The organism is Enterobacter sichuanensis (genome assembly GCF_009036245.1).
GTDB classification, from domain to species: domain Bacteria; phylum Pseudomonadota; class Gammaproteobacteria; order Enterobacterales; family Enterobacteriaceae; genus Enterobacter; species Enterobacter sichuanensis.
This window is the reverse complement of record NZ_CP027986.1, coordinates 4,669,343-4,689,365: the sequence shown is the minus strand read 5'-3', so window position 1 is coordinate 4,689,365 and position 20,023 is coordinate 4,669,343. Positions and strand designations below refer to the sequence as shown.

The window sequence follows — 20,023 nt, the reverse complement described above, 5'->3', positions numbered from 1 at the left end:
TCAATGCCAGGCGGCTTGTCCTGAGACAAGCCGCCGGACGATTACCAGGATTGGGTTGCTTTGAAGGAATCGAGGATAGCTTTCAGCTTGCCTTCGATTTCGTCGTTATAGCCACCGGTCTGGTTGATCTCTTGCATCAGCGGAGCGTGATCACGGTCAGCGTAAGCCAGCAGAGCGGCTTCGAAGCTACCGATTTTCGCCAGTTCCACATCTTCGAGGTAACCGCGTTCAGCCGCGAACAGTACCAGGCCCTGCTGAGCAACAGACATTGGTGCGTACTGTTTCTGCTTCAGCAGCTCGGTCACTTTCTGACCGTGGCTCAGCTGTTTACGGGTTGCTTCGTCCAGATCGGATGCGAACTGAGAGAACGCAGCCAGTTCACGATACTGTGCCAGCGCGGTACGGATACCACCGGACAGTTTCTTGATGATCTTGGTCTGAGCAGCACCACCAACACGGGATACGGAGATACCCGGGTTAACTGCCGGACGAATACCGGAGTTAAACAGGTTGGTTTCCAGGAAGATCTGACCATCGGTAATGGAGATTACGTTGGTCGGAACGAACGCAGAAACGTCACCCGCCTGGGTTTCAATGATCGGAAGCGCGGTCAGAGAGCCCGTTTTACCCTTCACTTCACCTTTGGTGAAGTTCTCGACGTATTCCGCGTTAACGCGGGAAGCACGCTCCAGCAGACGAGAGTGGAGGTAGAATACGTCGCCAGGGAACGCTTCACGTCCAGGTGGACGACGGAGCAGCAGGGAAACCTGACGATAAGCAACAGCCTGTTTAGACAGGTCATCGTATACGATCAGCGCATCTTCACCGCGGTCACGGAAGTATTCACCCATTGCGCAACCGGCGTATGGTGCCAGGTATTGCAGAGCAGCAGATTCAGAAGCAGTCGCCACAACAACAATGGTGTTAGCCAGTGCGCCGTGCTCTTCCAGTTTACGAACCACGTTAGAAATGGTGGACGCTTTCTGGCCGATGGCCACGTACACACATTTGATGCCGGAATCACGCTGGTTGATGATGGCGTCGATTGCCATCGCGGTTTTACCGGTCTGACGGTCACCGATGATCAGTTCACGCTGACCACGACCGATTGGGATCATGGCATCAACGGACTTATAACCTGTCTGAACAGGCTGATCTACGGACTGACGGTCGATAACGCCTGGTGCGATAACTTCGATTGGGGAGAAGCCATCGTGCTCAACCGGACCTTTACCGTCGATTGGCGCACCCAGGGTGTTAACAACGCGACCCAGCAGGCCACGGCCAACCGGCACTTCCAGAATACGGCCAGTACACTTAACCTTCATGCCTTCGGCGAGGTCAGCGTATGGACCCATCACAACAGCACCTACGGAGTCGCGCTCCAGGTTCAGTGCGATAGCGTAACGGTTACCCGGCAGGGAAATCATCTCACCCTGCATACAATCGGCCAGGCCGTGGATGCGGATAACACCGTCACTTACAGAAACAATAGTACCTTCGTTGTGAGCTTCGCTCACAACATTGAACTGAGCAATGCGCTGCTTGATCAGTTCGCTGATTTCGGTGGAATTCAGTTGCATGCTCCAGTCCCCTTAAGACTGCAAGACGTCTGCAAGGCGCTCAAGACGGCCGCGTACGCTGCCATCAATGACCATATCACCCGAGCGGATGATTACGCCTGCCATTACAGACTTATCGATTTTGCAATTCAGCTTAACTTTGCGTGACAGACGTTTTTCCATCGCGGCGGTAATTTTCGCAAGCTGTTCATGACTCAGTTCAGTCGCAGAAGTGACTTCAACTTCAGCGGTAGCTTCACTAAGGGCACGTAAGTGCTCAAACTGCTCGAGAACATCCGGGAGCACACGGAGACGACCATTTTCTGCCATCACCTTGATCAGGTTCTGGCCGTTGGCATCCAGTTGCTCTCCGCACACGGCGATAAACGACGCGGCGAGAGTTTCAGGTGCTAACGCACCGGAAAGCAACTCGGCCATTTGTTCGTTTTTCGTCACCTCAGCGGCAAACGCCAGCATATTCTGCCAGCGATCGACATTTTGGTGTTCGACAGCAAAGTCAAAAGCTGCTTTGGCGTAGGGGCGAGCTACCGTAACAAATTCAGACATCAGCCCCTCCCTCCTTACAGTTCAGCGACAAGTTTGTCCACGATGTCGCTGTTAGCAGCTTCATCCACGGAACGTTCGATGATCTTCTCGGCGCCAGCAACAGCCAGAATCGCAACCTGCTTACGCAGTTCTTCACGAGCACGTTTACGCTCAGCTTCAATTTCAGCCTGAGCCTGTGTCACGATCTTAGTACGTTCCTGTTCTGCTTCAGCTTTGGCTTCGTCCAGGATCTGCGAACGGCGTTTGTTAGCCTGTTCGATGATAACCTGAGCTTCCGCTTTCGCTTTTTTCAGCTGGTCTGTCGCGTTGGCCTGTGCAAGGTCCAAATCTTTCTTAGCGCGTTCTGCAGAAGCCAGACCGTCAGCAATTTCTTTCTGACGTTTTTCGATGGCAGCCATTAAAGGCGGCCATACATACTTCATGCAGAACCAGACAAAGAGAATAAACGCGATGGCCTGGCCGAGGATTGTTGCGTTCATGTTCACAGCACAATACCTCTTTAATTTCTGTGGCTTAGGGTTTTAAAACTACTACTACGCGACAGCAAACATCACGTACAGACCCAGACCTACAGCGATCATTGGGATAGCATCCACCAGACCCATAACGATAAAGAACTGAGTACGCAGCAGAGGAATCAGATCAGGTTGACGCGCAGCGCCTTCCAGGAATTTGCCCCCGAGGATGCCGATACCGATCGCAGCACCGATAGCCGCCAGACCCATCATCACAGCGGCAGCCATGTACAGCAGATCCATATTCAGGTTTTCCATGACAGTCTCCAGTTTGTTTCAATTAAAACGTAGTAGTGTTGGTAAAAAATCAGTGCTCTTCAGACGCCATCGACAGATAGACGATCGTCAGAACCATGAAGATAAAGGCTTGCAGCGTAATGATCAGGATGTGGAAAATGGCCCACGGCACATTCAGAACCCACTGTGACCACCACGGCAGAAGACCCGCGATCAGAATGAAAATCAGCTCACCCGCATACATGTTGCCGAACAGTCGCAGACCCAGAGAAACAGGTTTGGACAGCAGGCTAACGCCTTCCAGGATCAGGTTGACCGGAATAAACGCCCAGTGGTTGAACGGCTGCAAGGTAAGCTCTTTCACAAAGCCGCTTACGCCTTTCATTTTGATGCTGTAGAAAAGAATCAGGATAAACACGCCCAGCGCCATCGACAGGGTGATGTTCACGTCAGCAGACGGTACAACACGCAGCGCAGGCAGGCCGAAGATGTGCTCGCCGATAAACGGCAGCAGATCGATTGGCAGCAGGTCCATCAGGTTCATCAGGAAGACCCAAACGAACACGGTCAGGGCCAGCGGAGCAATCAGCTTGCTCTTACCATGGTACATGTCTTTGACGCTGCCATGGACGAAGCCGATGATCATTTCGATGAATGTCTGGAATTTCCCTGGTACACCGCTGGTCGCTCTTTTAGCAACACCGCGGAACATGGCCAGGAACAGAAGACCCAAAACCACCGAGAAGAACATGGAGTCGATGTTGATCGTCCAGAAGGTGGCCGGGGGGTTATGTGGATCCACCAGCGAGAATGTACGCAGGTCCAGCTGAAGGTTATTCAGATGGTGACCTATGTAATCCTGCGGCGTCATATTTTCTGAAGCCATGATGCCTTTTACCCTTTGTTATTGATTACAGCTGGAGCCAGAACTTGTACCACCAGCACCAAAACCCACGTTGCTATCAGCGGCATGAAGACCACTTTCAAAACCGCCAGCGCCATCACCAGTAGAGCAAAGGTCAGCAACACCTTACACACTTCGCCGAGAGCGAAGGACCAGGCCACGCGGCCTTTGGCGGGTGTATGCGCCTGATGACGCCAGGCAAAAATCATAAACAACACGTTTGGCAGCACAACCGCCAAACCCCCGCACACGGCGGAGATGCCCCAGAAGGGGTCTTTGAGGCTAAACAGCAGTCCACTTGCTATCACAGCCAGAAACTGAATGAACAGAAGCTTACGAGCAACGTTTCTACTCAAGAGCGACACAGACATCACGTTTTTACTCCTGCTCCCTTCGAGGTATGCCGCGTGTCGTATAAAACGTCCTTTAAGGCTCAGAGTCAAGCATCAAAAAGCGGTCAAATTATACGGTGCGCACCCGTGATTTCAAACATTAAGTAGCGAAAAGGTGAATAAATGTTTAAATATTTTTCCCCACCGCTATTTTTTAACTTTCGCGCAAAGCACCAACCTTCGACCAAAACTGCAAACAGCGCGAAAACGTTGGCGATAAAGCGTGCACGGGATCACAAAACACACATTTGCGATAAGGTTGTATTTATCAAAGGCGCAAATCGTGAAAATTTATCTTTATGAAATTAAACGCAAAATACCGTAACTATTTTCAAAACAGCCCGGTACACAATAAAAACCTTTTATTGACATTCTTAATAAATAATTAACATTGCATTCTGGTTACTGCCTTCCACTTTTAGCAGACTTATATTTTCACAGATGACTATCTTCACGGAAAATAACCGCCGCCACGTTAACCGTAAGAAAAACCTTAGTGAAAAAGAGGTTAACGGCTCACCGATAAATCCCTATGACTTGTGCTGTTTTTTAACATGGTCAGAACAGCACTAATTCCACATTTTTTATTAAATTTTTAAAAATTGTTTGGCTTAATTATCACCAGATGACGCTCCCCTTCGAGCTGAGGAATGTGTAATTTCTCAATAGACTCGACCGCAAAACCGTCCGGAAGCTGTTCAATTTCCTCGCCAGGTAACTGTCCTTTAAGCGCATAAAAACGGCCATGCTCTGCCGGTAAGTGCTTACACCAGCTCACCATGTCATTAAGAGAAGCAAAGGCACGGCTGATAACCCCGTCAAACGGCGGCTCCGCCGGGAACTCCTCTACCCTGCTCTGCACGGGCGTGATGTTCTCAAGCTTCAGCTCATGCTGTACCTGACGTAAAAAGCGCACGCGCTTGCCAAGGCTGTCCAGTAGCGTGAAATGGCTATCAGGACGAACAATCGACAGCGGAATCCCCGGCAGACCCGGGCCCGTGCCCACATCGATAAAACGCTCACCGTTCAGATACGGCGCCACCACGATGCTGTCGAGAATATGGCGAACCAGCATCTCGTTAGGGTCCCGAACAGACGTCAGATTGTACGCTTTGTTCCATTTGTTCAGCATATCGACATAGGCCACCAGCTGAGTTTTCTGGTGATCGGTGAGCGAAATACCTGCCTGATCCAGCAGACGAGAGAGTTTATTGAGCACGGTGAATACCTGTTGAGATGCTAACTGGCGGGTGGCGCTTCGCTAACCCGCCCTACGGGTTCAGTAGGCCCGGTAAGCGCAGCGCCACCGGGCGATGTTCAAACGTTACGCGCTGCGGCGCAGCATGCCCTGCTTTTTCAGCCACACCAGCAGGATCGAAATCGCGGCGGGGGTGACACCGGAAATACGGGATGCCTGGCCGATCGACACCGGCTTATGATCGTTCAGCTTGGCGATCACTTCGTTGGAAAGGCCTGTCACCTGACGGTAGTCCAGCATTTCCGGCAAAAGCGTATTTTCGTTACGCTGCTGTTTTTCAATCTCATCCTGCTGACGCGCGATGTAACCTTCGTATTTCACCTGAATTTCAACCTGCTCTGCCGCTTCAGCGTCTTCCAGGCCTGGCGCGAACGCGGTGAGTTTCACCAGATTTTCATAGGTCACTTCCGGGCGACGCAGCAGATCTTCGCCGCTGGCTTCGCGAGAGAGCGGCGCAGTTAAGTGAGCGTTCACTTCAGCTGCTGTTTCCGCCTGCGGATTAACCCATGTCGTTTTCAGGCGCTGACGTTCCTGCTCGATACGCTCCAGTTTCTCGTTGAAGCGTGCCCAGCGTTCGTCATCCACCAGACCCAGCTCACGGCCGATTTCGGTCAGACGCAGGTCGGCGTTATCTTCACGCAGCATCAGGCGATATTCCGCGCGAGAAGTAAACATACGGTACGGCTCTTTGGTACCCAGGGTGCAGAGGTCGTCAACCAGCACGCCCAGATAGGCCTGAGAACGGCCTGGCGCCCAGCCCTCTTTCTCGGCTGAGAAACGTGCAGCGTTCAGACCGGCAAGCAGGCCCTGTGCCGCCGCTTCTTCGTAACCGGTGGTACCGTTAATCTGGCCCGCGAAGAACAGACCGTGGATGAATTTGCTCTCCAGGGTTGGCTTCAGGTCACGTGGATCGAAGAAATCGTACTCAATAGCGTAGCCAGGGCGAACGATTTTTGCGTTCTCCATCCCCTGCATTGAACGAACAATTTGCATCTGAACATCGAATGGCAGGCTGGTGGAGATACCGTTCGGGTAAATTTCGTTCGAGGTGAGCCCTTCAGGCTCAAGGAAGATCTGATGCTGGTTACGATCGGCGAAGCGCATCACTTTGTCTTCGATCGACGGGCAGTAGCGCGGGCCGATCCCTTCGATCACGCCGGCATACATTGGGCTGCGATCGAGGTTATTGCGGATCACATCGTGGGTTTTCTCGTTGGTGTGCGTGATGTAGCACGGCACCTGCTGCGGATGCTGCGCCGCATTGCCCATAAACGAGAAGACCGGCATTGGGTTATCACCGTGCTGTTGCGCCAGCACGCTAAAATCAATGGTGCGTGCATCAATACGCGGAGGCGTACCGGTTTTCAGGCGACTGACGCGCAGCGGCAGTTCACGCAGACGGCGAGACAGCGGGATAGAGGGCGGATCGCCGGCACGGCCACCGCTGTAGTTATCCAGACCGATATGTATTTTACCATCAAGGAATGTCCCCACGGTCAACACCACGGCCTTCGCGCGGAATTTGAGGCCCATCTGGGTCACCGCGCCAACGACGCGATCGTTCTCGACGATAAGATCTTCAACAGCCTGCTGGAAGATCATCAGATTCGGCTGGTTCTCCAGGGCGGTTCGTACCGCCTGACGGTAGAGCACGCGGTCTGCCTGCGCACGGGTCGCGCGCACAGCGGGACCTTTGCTCGCGTTTAGTATCCTAAACTGGATGCCTGCATGATCGATCGCTTTCGCCATCAGGCCGCCAAGTGCATCCACTTCTTTTACCAGGTGTCCTTTCCCAATGCCGCCAATCGCCGGATTACAGGACATTTGTCCCAGCGTGTCGATATTGTGTGTCAAAAGCAGGGTCTGCTGACCCATACGCGCTGCGGCCATTGCGGCCTCAGTGCCTGCGTGACCCCCGCCAATGATGATGACGTCAAAAGGATCCTGATAAAACATGGTGGTCTGCCTCGCGTAAAGCGGTATGAAAATGGATTGAAGCCCGGGCCGTGGATTCTACTCAACTTTAGTCTTTCGAGAAAGCATTGGGATCCTGGGCTATTAAAAAGAAGATCTTTTTATTTAGAGATCTGTTCTATTGTGATCTCTTATTAGGATCGCGAACCTGTGTGGATAAGTCCGATCTCATAAAGAAGATCATGCAGTTAGAAAGGATCGTTTGCTGTGAATGATCGGTGATCCTGGCCAGTATAAGCTGGGATCAGATCGCGACTTTATGCACAGGTCAAAATCGACGCTACGGTTGTTCTTTGGATAACTACGGGTTAATACGAGCTTTTAACCAGAGTTATCCACATCCGTTCGCGCGATCTTTAATCGTTTTTGAGTAAATTTTTCCATTCCGCGAGCCAGATCTCAGCCGGATCTTCCGGAATGTCATGATCGAGGATGTTGATCTTGAGGGTTTCACCCAACTGTTTTGCCCCACAAGCGGTAACAGCGGCTTCAACTTTCTCGATAGCCCCGCAAAAAGTGTCATATTCACGGCTGCCGATCCCCACTGCGCCAAAACGGACGTTTGACAGGTCAGGCTGTTGTTCCAGCAGTTCGTCATATAAAGGTTGCAGGTTATCCGGCAGATCGCCCGCGCCGTGCGTGGAGGTAATCAGCAGCCAGACCCCGTCAGTCGGGAGATCTTCAAGCAACGGGCCGTGCAGGGGTTGTGTGGAAAAGCCCGCATCTTCCAGCTTTTCAGCCAGATGTTCCGCTACGTATTCCGCACCGCCAAGGGTGCTGCCGCTGATAAGGGTAATGTCCGCCATTGATCGCTCGCTCAGATAAAGAGACGGCCATTGTACGCTGTGAACGAGCTGGGATCTACCTGTGGAAAATGTGGGAATGAATTTGCCCGATCACGGGCGGATGGTACGCATGATCGGGTTTTGCAGTGAGATCAGTGTCTCAGTGGACTGAATTTCATCGATTGTTTGGATCTTGTTGATAAGTACCTGCTGGAGGGCGTCGATGGATCGGCACATGACTTTAATAAAGATGCTGTAGTGCCCGGTGGTGTAGTAGGCCTCGGTGACTTCATCCAGCGCGTTCAGCTTCGCCAGTGCTGAAGGATAGTCTTTGGCGCTTTTAAGAATAATGCCAATGAAGCAGCACACGTCATAACCCAGCTGCTTAGGGCTGACGTCAATACGCGCGCCGGTAATGATCCCCGCCTGTTTCATCTTTTCTACGCGAACATGAATGGTGCCGGGGCTGACGCCAAACTGTTTCGCCAGTTCGGCGTAGGCGGTACGGGCATTAGCCATTAACGCCTCCAGAATGCCGCGGTCGAGATTGTCGATCTGATAATTTTCCATAGCTTTTTCTTATGAAGATTAATGATTCCCTCTATTCTAGCGTCTTATTTTGACGAATCAAAAGTGAAGGGGGCTTTTTGTTGATGGGTTATTGAATAAGGTGGCATTTCTGTTGCTTAATCAATACCAACAGGACGCAGGAGTATAAATAATGAAAACCGCTTATATCGCAAAACAACGCCAGATCAGTTTCGTTAAATCCCATTTTTCCCGCCAGCTGGAAGAGAAGCTTGGGCTGATAGAAGTCCAGGCTCCAATCCTTAGCCGCGTGGGTGACGGGACCCAGGATAACCTCTCTGGATGCGAAAAAGCGGTACAGGTAAAAGTGAAAACACTGCCAGATGCCCAGTTCGAAGTGGTTCATTCCCTTGCGAAATGGAAGCGTCAAACCCTGGGACAACACGACTTTAGCGCGGGCGAAGGGCTCTACACGCACATGAAAGCCCTTCGTCCCGATGAAGACCGCCTGTCTCCCATTCATTCCGTTTACGTTGACCAGTGGGACTGGGAACGCGTCATGGGGGATGGCGAGCGTCACGTGGGGACGCTTAAATCTACCGTAGAAGCGATCTACGCCGGGATCAAAGCCACCGAAGCGGCCGTAAGCAAAGAGTTTGGTCTGGCACCGTTTCTGCCGGAGTCGATCCACTTTGTTCACAGCCAGGAACTGCTGAGCCGTTTCCCGGATCTGGATGCCAAAGGCCGTGAACGGGCGATCGCCAAAGAGCTGGGCGCGGTGTTCCTTATCGGTATCGGCGGCAAACTGTCTGATGGTAAACGCCACGACGTGCGTGCGCCGGATTATGATGACTGGAGCACCCCGGGCGAGCGCGACTATGCCGGTCTGAACGGCGATATTCTGGTCTGGAACCCGGTGCTGGAAGACGCGTTCGAGCTCTCTTCTATGGGGATCCGCGTGGATGCTGACGCGCTCAAGCGTCAGCTGGCGGTGACCGGTGATGAAGATCGTCTCACATTAGAGTGGCATCAGGCGCTGCTGCGTGGCGAAATGCCGCAGACCATCGGCGGCGGTATCGGCCAGTCCCGCCTGACTATGCTGCTGCTTCAGTTGCCGCATATCGGTCAGGTTCAGTGCGGGGTCTGGCCGCAGCAGGTTCGCGAAAGCGTCGGCTCTCTTCTGTAATTAACGCTGCCAGCGTCTGAGCAGGCGGCTACGTAACCCGGTATCAAAGCGCCAGATATGATCGAAGATGCGCATGATGCCGGGTTTTCCATGGGCGGACATGGCCACAGCGTGGAAACGATGCTGATGTACCCGCTGCAACTCCTTCACTTTACTGACCACATCATCCGGCAGCCGCTGGGCAATAAAATCAGAAATCACCACCGCGTCAGCGTCGTACCAGTCGCCACCCTGCATGCGTTCCACAATGCTGCGAAAACAGCTGGCCAGATCGGTACCGCCGCGAAAACGCTGGCTTAAAAAGCGGATCGCCTGTTCGAGCCCCTGCTGGTTCGTCAGTTCATAACCCACCACTTCGCTGGAGAAAAGCATGATGAAGCAGCGACGGCGATCGGCCAGCGCCACGCGCATCAGTGCCAGACAGAACGCCTTCGCACACTGCTCGTTAAACCCGCCCATCGATCCGGATGTATCCACGCAAACAATGAATGGCCCGCGCGGCTGTTCATCAAAATCCTGATGAACGACCGGCCGCTGGCTGACTTTCTCACGCCAGGCTTCGCCGTGCAGGCGATAGGTAAGCAGCTGCTTTTCCACCAGCCGACGGTAAAATTCATACTCCAGCTCGGTCATCCCGAGTGTGCTCAGCTCCGTCGGCAGCAGACGCAAAATGTCATCGCTCTGCTGGAGCCCGTCGACCTGCTCGGGCACGGTAGCCGGTTCGCGCACCAGGGTGCGGAAAGTTTCCATTGGGGCATCTTTCTTTGGGACCGATTTTGCCTCCCTGGAGCGGCCCAGCTGTTCTGCAAGCTTCATCAGCTCGGGCTGCTGCGCCAGAAAATCCCCGTACCTGACGATCAGCTGATAGTCCCCGCGCCGCAGCTGACCGGCGCTCATATCCCAGAGTCGTCCGGCGGCGTTCTCATTTTCCACCAGCACCTGCTCCAGCTGGCCGCTTAAGGTCATGCGTTCCTGCACTTCGCTGAGCAGTTGCTCACGCTCTTCATCCAGCAACTGCTGGTTGAGGGTTGTGGCCTGCACCACCAGGCTGAGGCGCCAGCGCTGTAAAAAGAGCGTGTGCAGAGCAGGGGTAAAGGTGGCGTTATCCGTGACCAGCGCCCGGGCCTGGCTGGCGAACGGCGAGTGAACGTTATCGAGCAGCGTCAGGGTTTGCGGGAGCTGAACGATAAACTGCGACGTGGAGAGCCGCTGGCACTGCTGGTAACAGGCTACCTCTTCCGTTAACTCAGGAGGCACTTCGGTCTCTTTAAACCGCTGACGCAGGTTTTCCCGCCAGCGTGGGAGATCGTCCGTCATCGCTTTTTTAAGCTTCGGAAATTTTTCAAAGAAGGCTGCCAGCTGCGGCGAAGCCAGAAGGGTAATCACCACCTCTTCGATCAACCCTTCCTCGCTGACGGCCAGCATGACGTTAAGCGTATCCAGAGTTAGCATTGACGCGCCTGTTTGATCTGCGCGCTGACATCCTGCAGGCTGGCTTCGATGCGACCTAACCAGTCGCTATGAATAAAGAGGCATTTTTGCTGCTCGCTGAAGCGGGTGTGCTGCTGGTGCCATTCTGTATCCAGCGCTTCCAGCTGCTGCTTAATCTCTTCGGGAACGCTGTCTGAGGCGGTGCCAGGAAGCGCAAGACGCGATCCCTGCAGGCTGACGTCGCGGATCACCAGGTGCTGGCTACTGTCCACTTCCATATTAAGCGGCTGCGCGAAACCGATGCCGTTGAGTTTTCCCCGGATCTCTCCGCCCTTATCCAGCCACTGGGCCAGCGCCTCACGCTCAAGCGTAATGTGCACGACCTGCATGTCATGCAGCTTGAGCGGCTGCTGAAGCAACAGCGTCAGCGTCGGGCTGGTCAGTTCAGCGGGTAACTCATAGTGCGGTTTACGGGCGAACATTCCCCCCAGACGATTCACCTTCAGCGCGGTTTTATCGCTTTGCTGCTGCTGGAGCTGAATGCGCCGCTGGGCGATGGCCCCCAGCTGGTTGAGCATCGCCTGCTGCCCCCAGGCGTGTCCGGTCATCAAAACCTCAAGCTGCTGCTGCATCAGGTTCATGCCTTCTGCATCGTGCCAGAGGCAATCTTTCAGCAGGATCAGGTCGATGGGCGCAACGGCATCACGCCCGCTGAACAGGGCGCTGGCCTGCAGCAGGCGGATTGCTTTTTTCCAGCGGCGATCGGAGACATAGGGCGCGGAGGGAAGGAGATCGAGCTGCTGACGCAGGAGGTAGATCAGCTCAAAGACCGCGTCCGGCAGTTTGATTTTGCCAATGTCCTGCTGCCACTGGTGATACTCCTCATCCGTCACCTGCAGTGAAGGGGCAACCGGGTTTTCATTCTCATCCTGCTGGCTGACCAGCATGGAACGGAAATTGGATTTATCCTGCACTTTGTCCAGCCACAGACGGATCAGCATACGGTCATACAGCGCTTCCAGGCTGCTGTCGGCTTCAGGCAGTTCGTTTGAGGCTGCCACCAGCAGGCGCATCGGGATTTTCTCTTCGCTGGCGCCGTTGCGGAACCGACGTTCGTTTATCGCTGTGAGCAGGGTGTTCAGAATCGCCGGTCCCGCTTTCCAGATCTCATCGAGGAAAACAATCTCCGCCTCCGGAAGATACCCCTCGGTCAAACGCTGATAACGCCCCTCATCTTTCAGCGCCTGGATGGAGAGCGGGCCGAAAACTTCTTCAGGGGTGGAGAATCGGGTCATCAGGTATTCGAAGGCGCGGGCATTCTGAAAAGCAAACTTTAACCTGCGGGCTATCAGGCTCTTGGCAATGCCAGGGGGGCCGAGCAGAAACACGCTTTCCCCGCTCAACGCCGCCAGCAAACAGAGGCGGATGGCGTGGCTACGCTCGAAAAGGCCTTTCTCCAGCGCGCTGCTGAGGCGGGAAATTCTTTCTGCTAATAAATGTGAGTGAGCCATAATAGTTTTGCATCCTTTCGCCGTCGTGGCGGCCAATTGAAGCGAGTATAGACGTTTCAGTCAGGGCTGGTAATAGACTGAAGTGCGGCGCAATTTTCTTTGCGCTACATTAATGCGGTTGCATTTAGGGGTTCGATTTTGCAACGAATCGTGCATACTGTGCGCTTTTTGTGGACCAAGGGACCAGGAACACATTTGTTATTCAAACGAAAAGACTAGTCTATGAGCACTGATAATAAGCAATCATTACCCGCAATAACGCTTGCGGCGATCGGGGTTGTCTACGGTGATATCGGCACCAGCCCGCTTTATACGCTTCGTGAATGTTTGTCCGGCCAGTTTGGCTTTGGTGTTGAACGCGATGCCGTATTTGGCTTCCTGTCCCTCATCTTCTGGCTGCTGATCCTGGTGGTTTCTGTTAAATATCTCTCCTTCGTGATGCGGGCGGATAACGCAGGTGAAGGTGGGATCCTGACGTTGATGTCGCTGGCCGGGCGCAACACCTCGGCCAGAATGACCTCTGTGCTGGTTATTATCGGTTTGATTGGCGGCAGCTTCTTCTACGGGGAAGTGGTGATAACGCCGGCTATTTCGGTGCTCTCGGCAATAGAGGGGCTGGAGATTATCGCGCCGCAGCTCGATACGTGGGTGGTTCCGCTGGCAATCATCGTTCTGACGCTGCTGTTTGTGATCCAGAAACACGGTACCGGGCTGGTAGGGAAACTGTTCGCACCGATTATGCTGGCCTGGTTCCTGATCCTGGCAGCGCTTGGTTTACGCAGCATTATCGCTAACCCGGAAGTGTTGCATGCGCTGAACCCCTACTGGGCGGTGCATTTCTTCCTCGAGTACAAAGTGGTCTCCTTCGTTGCGCTGGGGGCGGTTGTGCTCTCCATCACTGGCGTTGAAGCGCTGTATGCCGACATGGGGCACTTTGGGAAACTGCCTATTCGTGTGGCATGGTTTATCGTGGTGCTACCGTCGCTGGTGCTGAATTATTTCGGTCAGGGGGCGCTGTTGCTCAAAAACCCGGAAGCGATTAAGAACCCGTTCTTCCTGCTGGCGCCAGACTGGGCGCTGGTACCGATGCTAATCCTGGCGACGCTGGCGACAGTCATTGCCTCTCAGGCGGTGATTTCCGGGGTGTTCTCGCTGACGCGCCAGGCTGTGCGTCTGGGGTACCTCTCACCGATGCGCATTATCCATACCTCAGAGATGGAGTCGGGTCAGATCTACATCCCGTTCGTTAACTGGCTGCTCTATTTCGCGGTAGTGATTGTGATCGTCAGCTTCGAGCACTCCAGCAACCTGGCGGCGGCGTACGGTATCGCCGTAACGGGAACCATGGTGCTGACGTCCCTGCTCTCCACCACGGTGGCGTACCGAAACTGGCACTGGAATAAATTTCTTGTGGCAATGATTCTGGTGGGCTTCCTCTGTATCGATGTGCCGCTGTTCTCGGCAAACCTCGACAAGATTGTTTCCGGTGGCTGGCTGCCGCTGACGCTGGGTCTGGTGATGTTCATCGTTATGACCACATGGAAGAGCGAGCGTTTCCGTCTGCTGCGCCGTATGCATGAGCACGGCAATTCTCTTGAGGCGATGATTGCTTCACTGGAAAAATCACCGCCGGTCCGCGTACCAGGTACCGCGGTATACATGTCTCGAGCCCTGAACGTGATCCCGTTTGCGTTGATGCATAACCTCAAGCACAACAAGGTCTTGCATGAACGCGTCATTCTGCTGACACTGCGCACCGAAGATGCGCCGTATGTACATAACGTTCGCCGGGTGCAGATCGAGCAGTTGTCACCGACCTTCTGGCGCGTGGTGGCGAGCTACGGCTGGCGTGAAACGCCAAACGTGGAAGAGGTATTCCACCGCTGTGGTCTGGAAGGGCTGAGTTGCCGGATGATGGAGACGTCATTCTTTATGTCGCACGAGTCGCTGATCATCGGCAAACGCCCGTGGTATCTGCGCCTGCGCGGCAAGCTGTACCTTATCCTGCAGCGTAACGCCCTGCGTGCGCCTGACCAGTTCGAGATCCCGCCTAACCGCGTGATTGAGCTGGGAACGCAGGTCGAGATTTAAGTCTTCGTGCGGCCTGATGCCCTCACCCCGACCCTCTCCCACGGGAGAGGGCGCAAACATAAAAAACGGTAACCTGACGGTTACCGTTTTGCATTTACCCCCCCTCCATTTCACTTAGCGAAACGTTTCGACGTTGATCACAAATCTGTTACGTCACGGTGGTTTTCTGAACACTCTTAAGACTAAACTGATATCAGCGAAACGTTTCGCTAGTGGAGCAAGAAAATGAAGAAAGGCACGGTTCTCAACTCAGAAATCTCGTCGGTTATTTCCCGTCTTGGGCATACCGATACGCTGGTGGTTTGCGATGCAGGCTTACCGGTTCCGCGCAGCACAACCCGTATTGATATGGCATTAACCCAGGGCGTGCCCTCGTTTATGCAGGTACTGGATGTTGTGACCGCGGAGATGCAGGTTGAGGCAGCCATTCTCGCCGCGGAAATCAAACAACATAATCCGCAACTCCACGAAACGTTGCTCAGTCACCTTGAGCAGCTGCAACAACACCAGGGAAACACCATAGAAATTCGTTACACAACGCACGAACAATTTAAACAACAAACCGCAGACAGTCAGGCGGTGATTCGCAGCGGGGAGTGTTCCCCGTATGCGAATATTATTCTCTGTGCTGGTGTCACCTTCTGAGGCCATCATGGACGCATTACTGCAACTCAAAGGGATCGATAAATCGTTCCCGGGCGTAAAAGCCCTCTCCGGTGCGGCGCTGAACGTCTACCCCGGGCGCGTGATGGCGCTGGTGGGTGAGAACGGCGCTGGCAAATCCACCATGATGAAAGTGCTGACCGGTATCTATCAACGCGATGCCGGTTCACTCATCTGGCTGGGTAAAGAGACCACCTTCAACGGCCCGAAATCCTCACAGGAAGCCGGTATCGGTATCATTCACCAGGAACTGAACCTGATCCCGCAGCTTACCATTGCGGAGAACATCTTCCTTGGCCGTGAATTTGTGAACCGGTTTGGCAAAATCGACTGGAAAACCATGTATGCCGAAGCGGACAAATTGCTGGCGAAGCTGAACCTGCGCTTTAAGAGCGACCGTCTGGTCGGCGATCTCTCTATCGGCGATCAGCAGATGGTGGAAATCGCGAAGGTGCTGAGCTTTGAGTCGAAGGTCATCATTATGGATGAGCCGACCGACGCCCTGACGGATACCGAAACCGAATCCCTGTTCCGCGTCATCCGCGAGCTGAAATCGCAGGGCCGCGGGATTGTCTATATTTCTCACCGCATGAAAGAGATCTTCGAGATCTGCGATGACGTTACCGTTTTTCGCGACGGGCAGTTTATTGCCGAGCGCGAAGTGGCCACGCTGACCGAAGATACGCTCATCGAAATGATGGTGGGACGCAAACTTGAAGATCAATACCCGCACCTGGATAAAGCGCCGGGCGAGATCCGCCTGAAGGTGGACAATCTCTGCGGTCCGGGTGTGAACGACGTGACCTTTACCCTGCGCCAGGGCGAGATCCTGGGCGTGGCGGGCCTGATGGGCGCCGGCCGTACCGAGCTGATGAAAGTGCTTTACGGCGCGCTGCCGCGCACCAGCGGGTATGTCACCCTCGACGGTCGTGAAGTGGTGACCCGTTCGCCTCAGGATGGTCTCGCGAACGGCATCGTCTATATCTCCGAAGACCGCAAGCGCGACGGCTTAGTGCTCGGTATGTCGGTGAAAGAGAACATGTCGCTTACTGCGCTGCGCTATTTCAGCCATAGCGGCGGTACGCTGAAACACAAAGACGAACAGCAGGCGGTCAGCGATTTTATCCGTCTCTTTAACGTCAAAACACCGTCGATGGAGCAGGCCATCGGCCTGTTGTCCGGCGGGAACCAGCAGAAAGTGGCGATTGCGCGCGGTCTGATGACGCGCCCGAAAGTGTTGATCCTTGACGAGCCGACCCGCGGCGTAGACGTGGGGGCGAAGAAAGAGATCTATCAGCTGATTAACCAGTTCAAGGCCGACGGGCTGAGCATCATTCTGGTCTCTTCCGAGATGCCAGAAGTATTAGGCATGAGCGATCGCATTATCGTCATGCATGAAGGGCATCTCGGCGGTGAATTCACTCGCGAGCAGGCCACCCAGGAAGTTCTGATGGCTGCCGCTGTGGGCAAGCTTAATCGCGTGAATCAGGAGTAAGAAGATGACTACCCAGGCTGTCTCTGGTCGCCGTTATTTCACAAAGGCATGGCTGATGGAACAAAAATCGCTGATTGCCCTGCTGGTGCTGATCGCGATTGTGTCGACCATGAGCCCGAACTTTTTCACCGTTAATAACCTGTTCAACATTCTGCAGCAGACCTCCGTGAACGCCATTATGGCGGTCGGGATGACGCTGGTGATTTTGACCTCAGGGATCGATCTGTCCGTCGGTTCCTTGCTGGCGCTCACCGGTGCGATCGCCGCTTCCCTTGTCGGAATTGAAGTCAATGCGCTGGTGGCCGTGGCGGCAGCGCTGGCGGCAGGGGCGGCAATTGGTGCCGTGACCGGCGTGATTGTGGCGAAAGGCCGCGTCCAGGCGTTCATCGCGACGCTGGTGATGATGCTGCTGCTGCGCGGTGTGACCATGGTTTATACCAACGGCAGTCCGGTGAATACCGGTTTTACTGATAATGCCGATCTGTTTGGCTGGTTCGGTATTGGTCGTCCGCTGGGTATCCCTACTCCGGTCTGGATCATGGCTATCGTCTTCCTGGCGGCGTGGTACATGCTGCATCACACTCGTCTGGGTCGTTATATCTATGCCCTGGGCGGTAACGAGGCGGCAACGCGTCTGTCCGGGATTAGCGTGAATAAAGTCAAAGTTATCGTTTACTCCCTGTGTGGTCTGCTGGCTTCTCTGGCGGGTATCATCGAAGTGGCGCGCCTCTCCTCCGCGCAGCCAACGGCGGGGACGGGTTATGAGCTGGATGCCATTGCGGCAGTGGTGCTGGGCGGTACGAGTCTTGCGGGCGGTAAAGGTCGCATTGTTGGGACATTGATCGGCGCACTGATTCTTGGTTTCCTGAATAATGGTTTGAATTTGTTAGGTGTTTCCTCCTATTACCAGATGATCGTTAAGGCAGTGGTGATTTTGCTGGCGGTACTGGTAGACAACAAAAAACAGTAACTGACGACACTACAGGACATCTTAGATATGAACATGAAAAAACTGGCTACCCTGGTTTCTGCTGTCGCGCTGAGCGCAACCGTAAGTGCTAACGCCATGGCGAAAGACACCATCGCGCTGGTTATCTCCACGCTGAACAACCCGTTCTTTGTCTCCCTCAAGGATGGTGCGCAGAAAGAAGCAGATAAACTGGGTTACAACCTGGTGGTGCTGGATTCCCAGAACAACCCGGCGAAAGAGCTGGCTAACGTTCAGGACTTAACCGTTCGCGGCACCAAAATCCTGCTGATCAACCCAACCGATTCTGACGCCGTCGGTAACGCCGTTAAGATGGCAAACCAGGCGAAAATCCCGGTGATCACCCTGGACCGTCAGGCAACCAAAGGTGACGTGGTGAGCCATATCGCGTCTGACAACGTGCTGGGCGGTAAAATCGCCGGTGACTACATCGCGAAGAAAGCCGGTGAAGGCGCGAAAGTGATCGAACTGCAGGGGATTGCCGGTACGTCTGCCGCCCGCGAGCGCGGCGAAGGCTTCCAGCAGGCGGTGGCAGCGCATAAATTCAACGTACTGGCCAGCCAGCCAGCTGACTTCGACCGTACTAAAGGTCTGAACGTCATGCAGAACCTGCTGACCGCCCACCCTGACGTGCAGGCTGTGTTCGCACAGAACGACGAAATGGCGCTGGGCGCGCTGCGTGCCCTGCAGACTGCCGGTAAATCTGATGTGATGGTTGTCGGATTTGACGGCACGCCGGATGGTGAAAAAGCGGTAAATGATGGCAAACTGGCTGCAACCATCGCTCAGCTGCCTGAGCAGATTGGCGCGACTGGCGTGCAGACTGCTGACAAAGTGCTGAAGGGCGAAAAAGTTCAGGCCAAATACCCTGTTGACCTGAAACTGGTTATTAAGCAGTAAAAGGCGATTCAGGCAGTCGCTGGCTGCCTGAGGGACACCAATAAAGAAAAGTGTGGCATACGCCACCGGGTAACTCCGGTGGCGCTCTCAGATGGACAACCCAACCATGAAAACCGCAGGCAACCTCGTCGTCCTTGGCAGTATCAATGCCGATCACATTCTTAACCTTGAATCATTCCCGACGCCGGGCGAAACCGTCACCGGTAACCAGTATCAGGTGGCATTTGGCGGTAAAGGTGCAAACCAGGCCGTTGCTGCGGGGCGCAGTGGGGCGAATATCGCGTTTATCGCCTGCACGGGTGATGACGATACCGGCGAGCGTGTCCGCAAGCAGCTGGCAGGCGATAACATCGATATCGCGCCAGTGAGCGTAGTTGCTGGGGAATCTACCGGTGTGGCGCTGATTTTCGTCAACGCAGAAGGTGAGAATGTCATCGGTATTCATGCTGGTGCTAACGCTGCATTAACCACTGAGCGTGTTGAGGCGCAACGTGAGCGTGTCGCAAATGCTGAAGCGTTACTGATGCAGCTGGAATCGCCGGTCGAAAGCGTCCTGGCGGCCGCTAAAATAGCGCATGAAAATCATACCACTGTCGTACTTAATCCTGCGCCTGCCCGTGTATTATCAGACGAATTGCTGGCGCTGGTGGACATCATCACACCCAACGAAACTGAAGCCGAAAAACTGACGGGCATTCGTGTTGAAAATGATGACGACGCAGCGCGTGCCGCGCAGGCGCTGCACGACAAAGGCATTGGTACCGTGATTATCACCCTCGGCAGCCGTGGGGTGTGGGCAAGCGTAAACGGCGAAGGCCGTCGCGTGCCGGGCTTTAAGGTGAAAGCGATTGATACCATCGCGGCGGGAGACACCTTCAATGGTGCACTGGTGACCGCGCTGCTGGAAGGCAAAAACCTGGATGATGCGATCCGCTTCGCACATGCTGCCGCGGCTATCGCCGTTACGCGCAAAGGTGCCCAGCCTTCCGTTCCGTGGCGTAAAGAGATCGATGAATTCTTAAGTCAGCAGGGGTAA

19 protein-coding genes are annotated in these 20,023 nt (G+C 54.3%); 7 read left to right on the top strand and 12 right to left on the bottom strand.

All coding sequences use genetic code 11. The annotated features are described in order from the left end of the window. Positions 1-41: 41 nt before the first annotated feature. The 10 genes from atpA to asnC form a co-directional block, all read right to left on the bottom strand. The gene (gene atpA, locus C1N69_RS22620) at positions 42-1,583 is read right to left on the bottom strand and encodes a F0F1 ATP synthase subunit alpha (RefSeq protein WP_025756958.1); all 1,542 of its coding nucleotides are present in this window, start codon (positions 1,581-1,583) and stop codon (positions 42-44) included. A gap of 12 nt (positions 1,584-1,595) precedes the next feature. After that, the gene (gene atpH, locus C1N69_RS22615; protein ID WP_013099407.1) at positions 1,596-2,129 is read right to left on the bottom strand and encodes a F0F1 ATP synthase subunit delta; all 534 of its coding nucleotides are present in this window, start codon (positions 2,127-2,129) and stop codon (positions 1,596-1,598) included. A gap of 14 nt (positions 2,130-2,143) precedes the next feature. Continuing rightward, on the bottom strand, positions 2,144-2,614 hold the full coding sequence (gene atpF, locus C1N69_RS22610) for a F0F1 ATP synthase subunit B (protein WP_003862370.1): 471 nt from the start codon (positions 2,612-2,614) through the stop codon (positions 2,144-2,146). 48 nt (positions 2,615-2,662) lie between these two features. Then, positions 2,663-2,902, bottom strand: a complete 240-nt coding sequence (gene atpE, locus C1N69_RS22605) for a F0F1 ATP synthase subunit C (RefSeq protein WP_000429386.1) — start codon at positions 2,900-2,902, stop codon at positions 2,663-2,665. 49 nt (positions 2,903-2,951) lie between these two features. After that, the gene (gene atpB, locus C1N69_RS22600) at positions 2,952-3,767 is read right to left on the bottom strand and encodes a F0F1 ATP synthase subunit A (RefSeq protein ID WP_008500193.1); all 816 of its coding nucleotides are present in this window, start codon (positions 3,765-3,767) and stop codon (positions 2,952-2,954) included. Between the two features lie 8 nt (positions 3,768-3,775). Continuing rightward, positions 3,776-4,156, bottom strand: a complete 381-nt coding sequence (gene atpI / locus C1N69_RS22595; protein ID WP_008500194.1) for a F0F1 ATP synthase subunit I — start codon at positions 4,154-4,156, stop codon at positions 3,776-3,778. A 616-nt stretch (positions 4,157-4,772) separates the two neighbouring features. Further along, a complete protein-coding gene (gene rsmG, locus C1N69_RS22590) occupies positions 4,773-5,396 on the bottom strand; it encodes a 16S rRNA (guanine(527)-N(7))-methyltransferase RsmG (protein ID WP_025756957.1) in 624 nt (207 codons plus the stop codon). Between the two features lie 105 nt (positions 5,397-5,501). Continuing rightward, the gene (mnmG, locus tag C1N69_RS22585; RefSeq protein WP_045285347.1) at positions 5,502-7,391 is read right to left on the bottom strand and encodes a tRNA uridine-5-carboxymethylaminomethyl(34) synthesis enzyme MnmG; all 1,890 of its coding nucleotides are present in this window, start codon (positions 7,389-7,391) and stop codon (positions 5,502-5,504) included. Between the two features lie 374 nt (positions 7,392-7,765). Beyond that, the gene (gene mioC, locus C1N69_RS22580) at positions 7,766-8,215 is read right to left on the bottom strand and encodes an FMN-binding protein MioC (protein WP_155031890.1); all 450 of its coding nucleotides are present in this window, start codon (positions 8,213-8,215) and stop codon (positions 7,766-7,768) included. Between the two features lie 90 nt (positions 8,216-8,305). Continuing rightward, positions 8,306-8,764 (bottom strand): transcriptional regulator AsnC, encoded by a 459-nt coding sequence (asnC, locus tag C1N69_RS22575; RefSeq protein WP_008500198.1) that lies wholly within the window; start codon positions 8,762-8,764, stop codon positions 8,306-8,308. A 151-nt stretch (positions 8,765-8,915) separates the two neighbouring features. Here asnC and asnA point away from each other — a divergent pair, with 151 nt between their 5' ends. Then, positions 8,916-9,908, top strand: a complete 993-nt coding sequence (gene asnA, locus C1N69_RS22570; RefSeq protein ID WP_045285348.1) for an aspartate--ammonia ligase — start codon at positions 8,916-8,918, stop codon at positions 9,906-9,908. Here the strand turns inward: asnA and viaA are convergent, their stop codons facing one another. Together viaA and ravA are read right to left on the bottom strand one after the other, a co-directional pair. Next, positions 9,909-11,360 (bottom strand): ATPase RavA stimulator ViaA, encoded by a 1,452-nt coding sequence (gene viaA / locus C1N69_RS22565; protein ID WP_025756954.1) that lies wholly within the window; start codon positions 11,358-11,360, stop codon positions 9,909-9,911. Next, complete coding sequence (ravA, locus tag C1N69_RS22560; RefSeq protein WP_025756953.1) at positions 11,354-12,850, bottom strand: ATPase RavA; 1,497 nt, start codon at positions 12,848-12,850, stop codon at positions 11,354-11,356. The genes viaA and ravA overlap by 7 nt, the downstream gene beginning before the upstream one ends. 222 nt (positions 12,851-13,072) lie before the next feature. Here ravA and kup point away from each other — a divergent pair, with 222 nt between their 5' ends. The 6 genes from kup to rbsK all read left to right on the top strand — a co-directional run bounded on the left by kup (position 13,073) and on the right by rbsK (position 20,023). Further along, positions 13,073-14,941, top strand: a complete 1,869-nt coding sequence (gene kup, locus C1N69_RS22555; protein WP_008500202.1) for a low affinity potassium transporter Kup — start codon at positions 13,073-13,075, stop codon at positions 14,939-14,941. Between the two features lie 225 nt (positions 14,942-15,166). Next, positions 15,167-15,586: a D-ribose pyranase gene (rbsD, locus tag C1N69_RS22550; RefSeq protein WP_008503495.1), complete on the top strand. Its 420-nt coding sequence runs from the start codon at positions 15,167-15,169 to the stop codon at positions 15,584-15,586. Between the two features lie 7 nt (positions 15,587-15,593). Then, positions 15,594-17,099, top strand: coding sequence for a ribose ABC transporter ATP-binding protein RbsA (gene rbsA / locus C1N69_RS22545; protein ID WP_045285351.1), 1,506 nt, complete (start codon positions 15,594-15,596; stop codon positions 17,097-17,099). A 4-nt stretch (positions 17,100-17,103) separates the two neighbouring features. Then, entirely contained in the window at positions 17,104-18,069 is a 966-nt protein-coding gene (gene rbsC, locus C1N69_RS22540; RefSeq protein ID WP_025756950.1) for a ribose ABC transporter permease, read from the top strand. Between the two features lie 27 nt (positions 18,070-18,096). After that, the gene (gene rbsB, locus C1N69_RS22535) at positions 18,097-18,987 is read left to right on the top strand and encodes a ribose ABC transporter substrate-binding protein RbsB (protein WP_013099394.1); all 891 of its coding nucleotides are present in this window, start codon (positions 18,097-18,099) and stop codon (positions 18,985-18,987) included. Between the two features lie 106 nt (positions 18,988-19,093). Continuing rightward, positions 19,094-20,023 (top strand): ribokinase, encoded by a 930-nt coding sequence (gene rbsK / locus C1N69_RS22530; RefSeq protein ID WP_155031963.1) that lies wholly within the window; start codon positions 19,094-19,096, stop codon positions 20,021-20,023.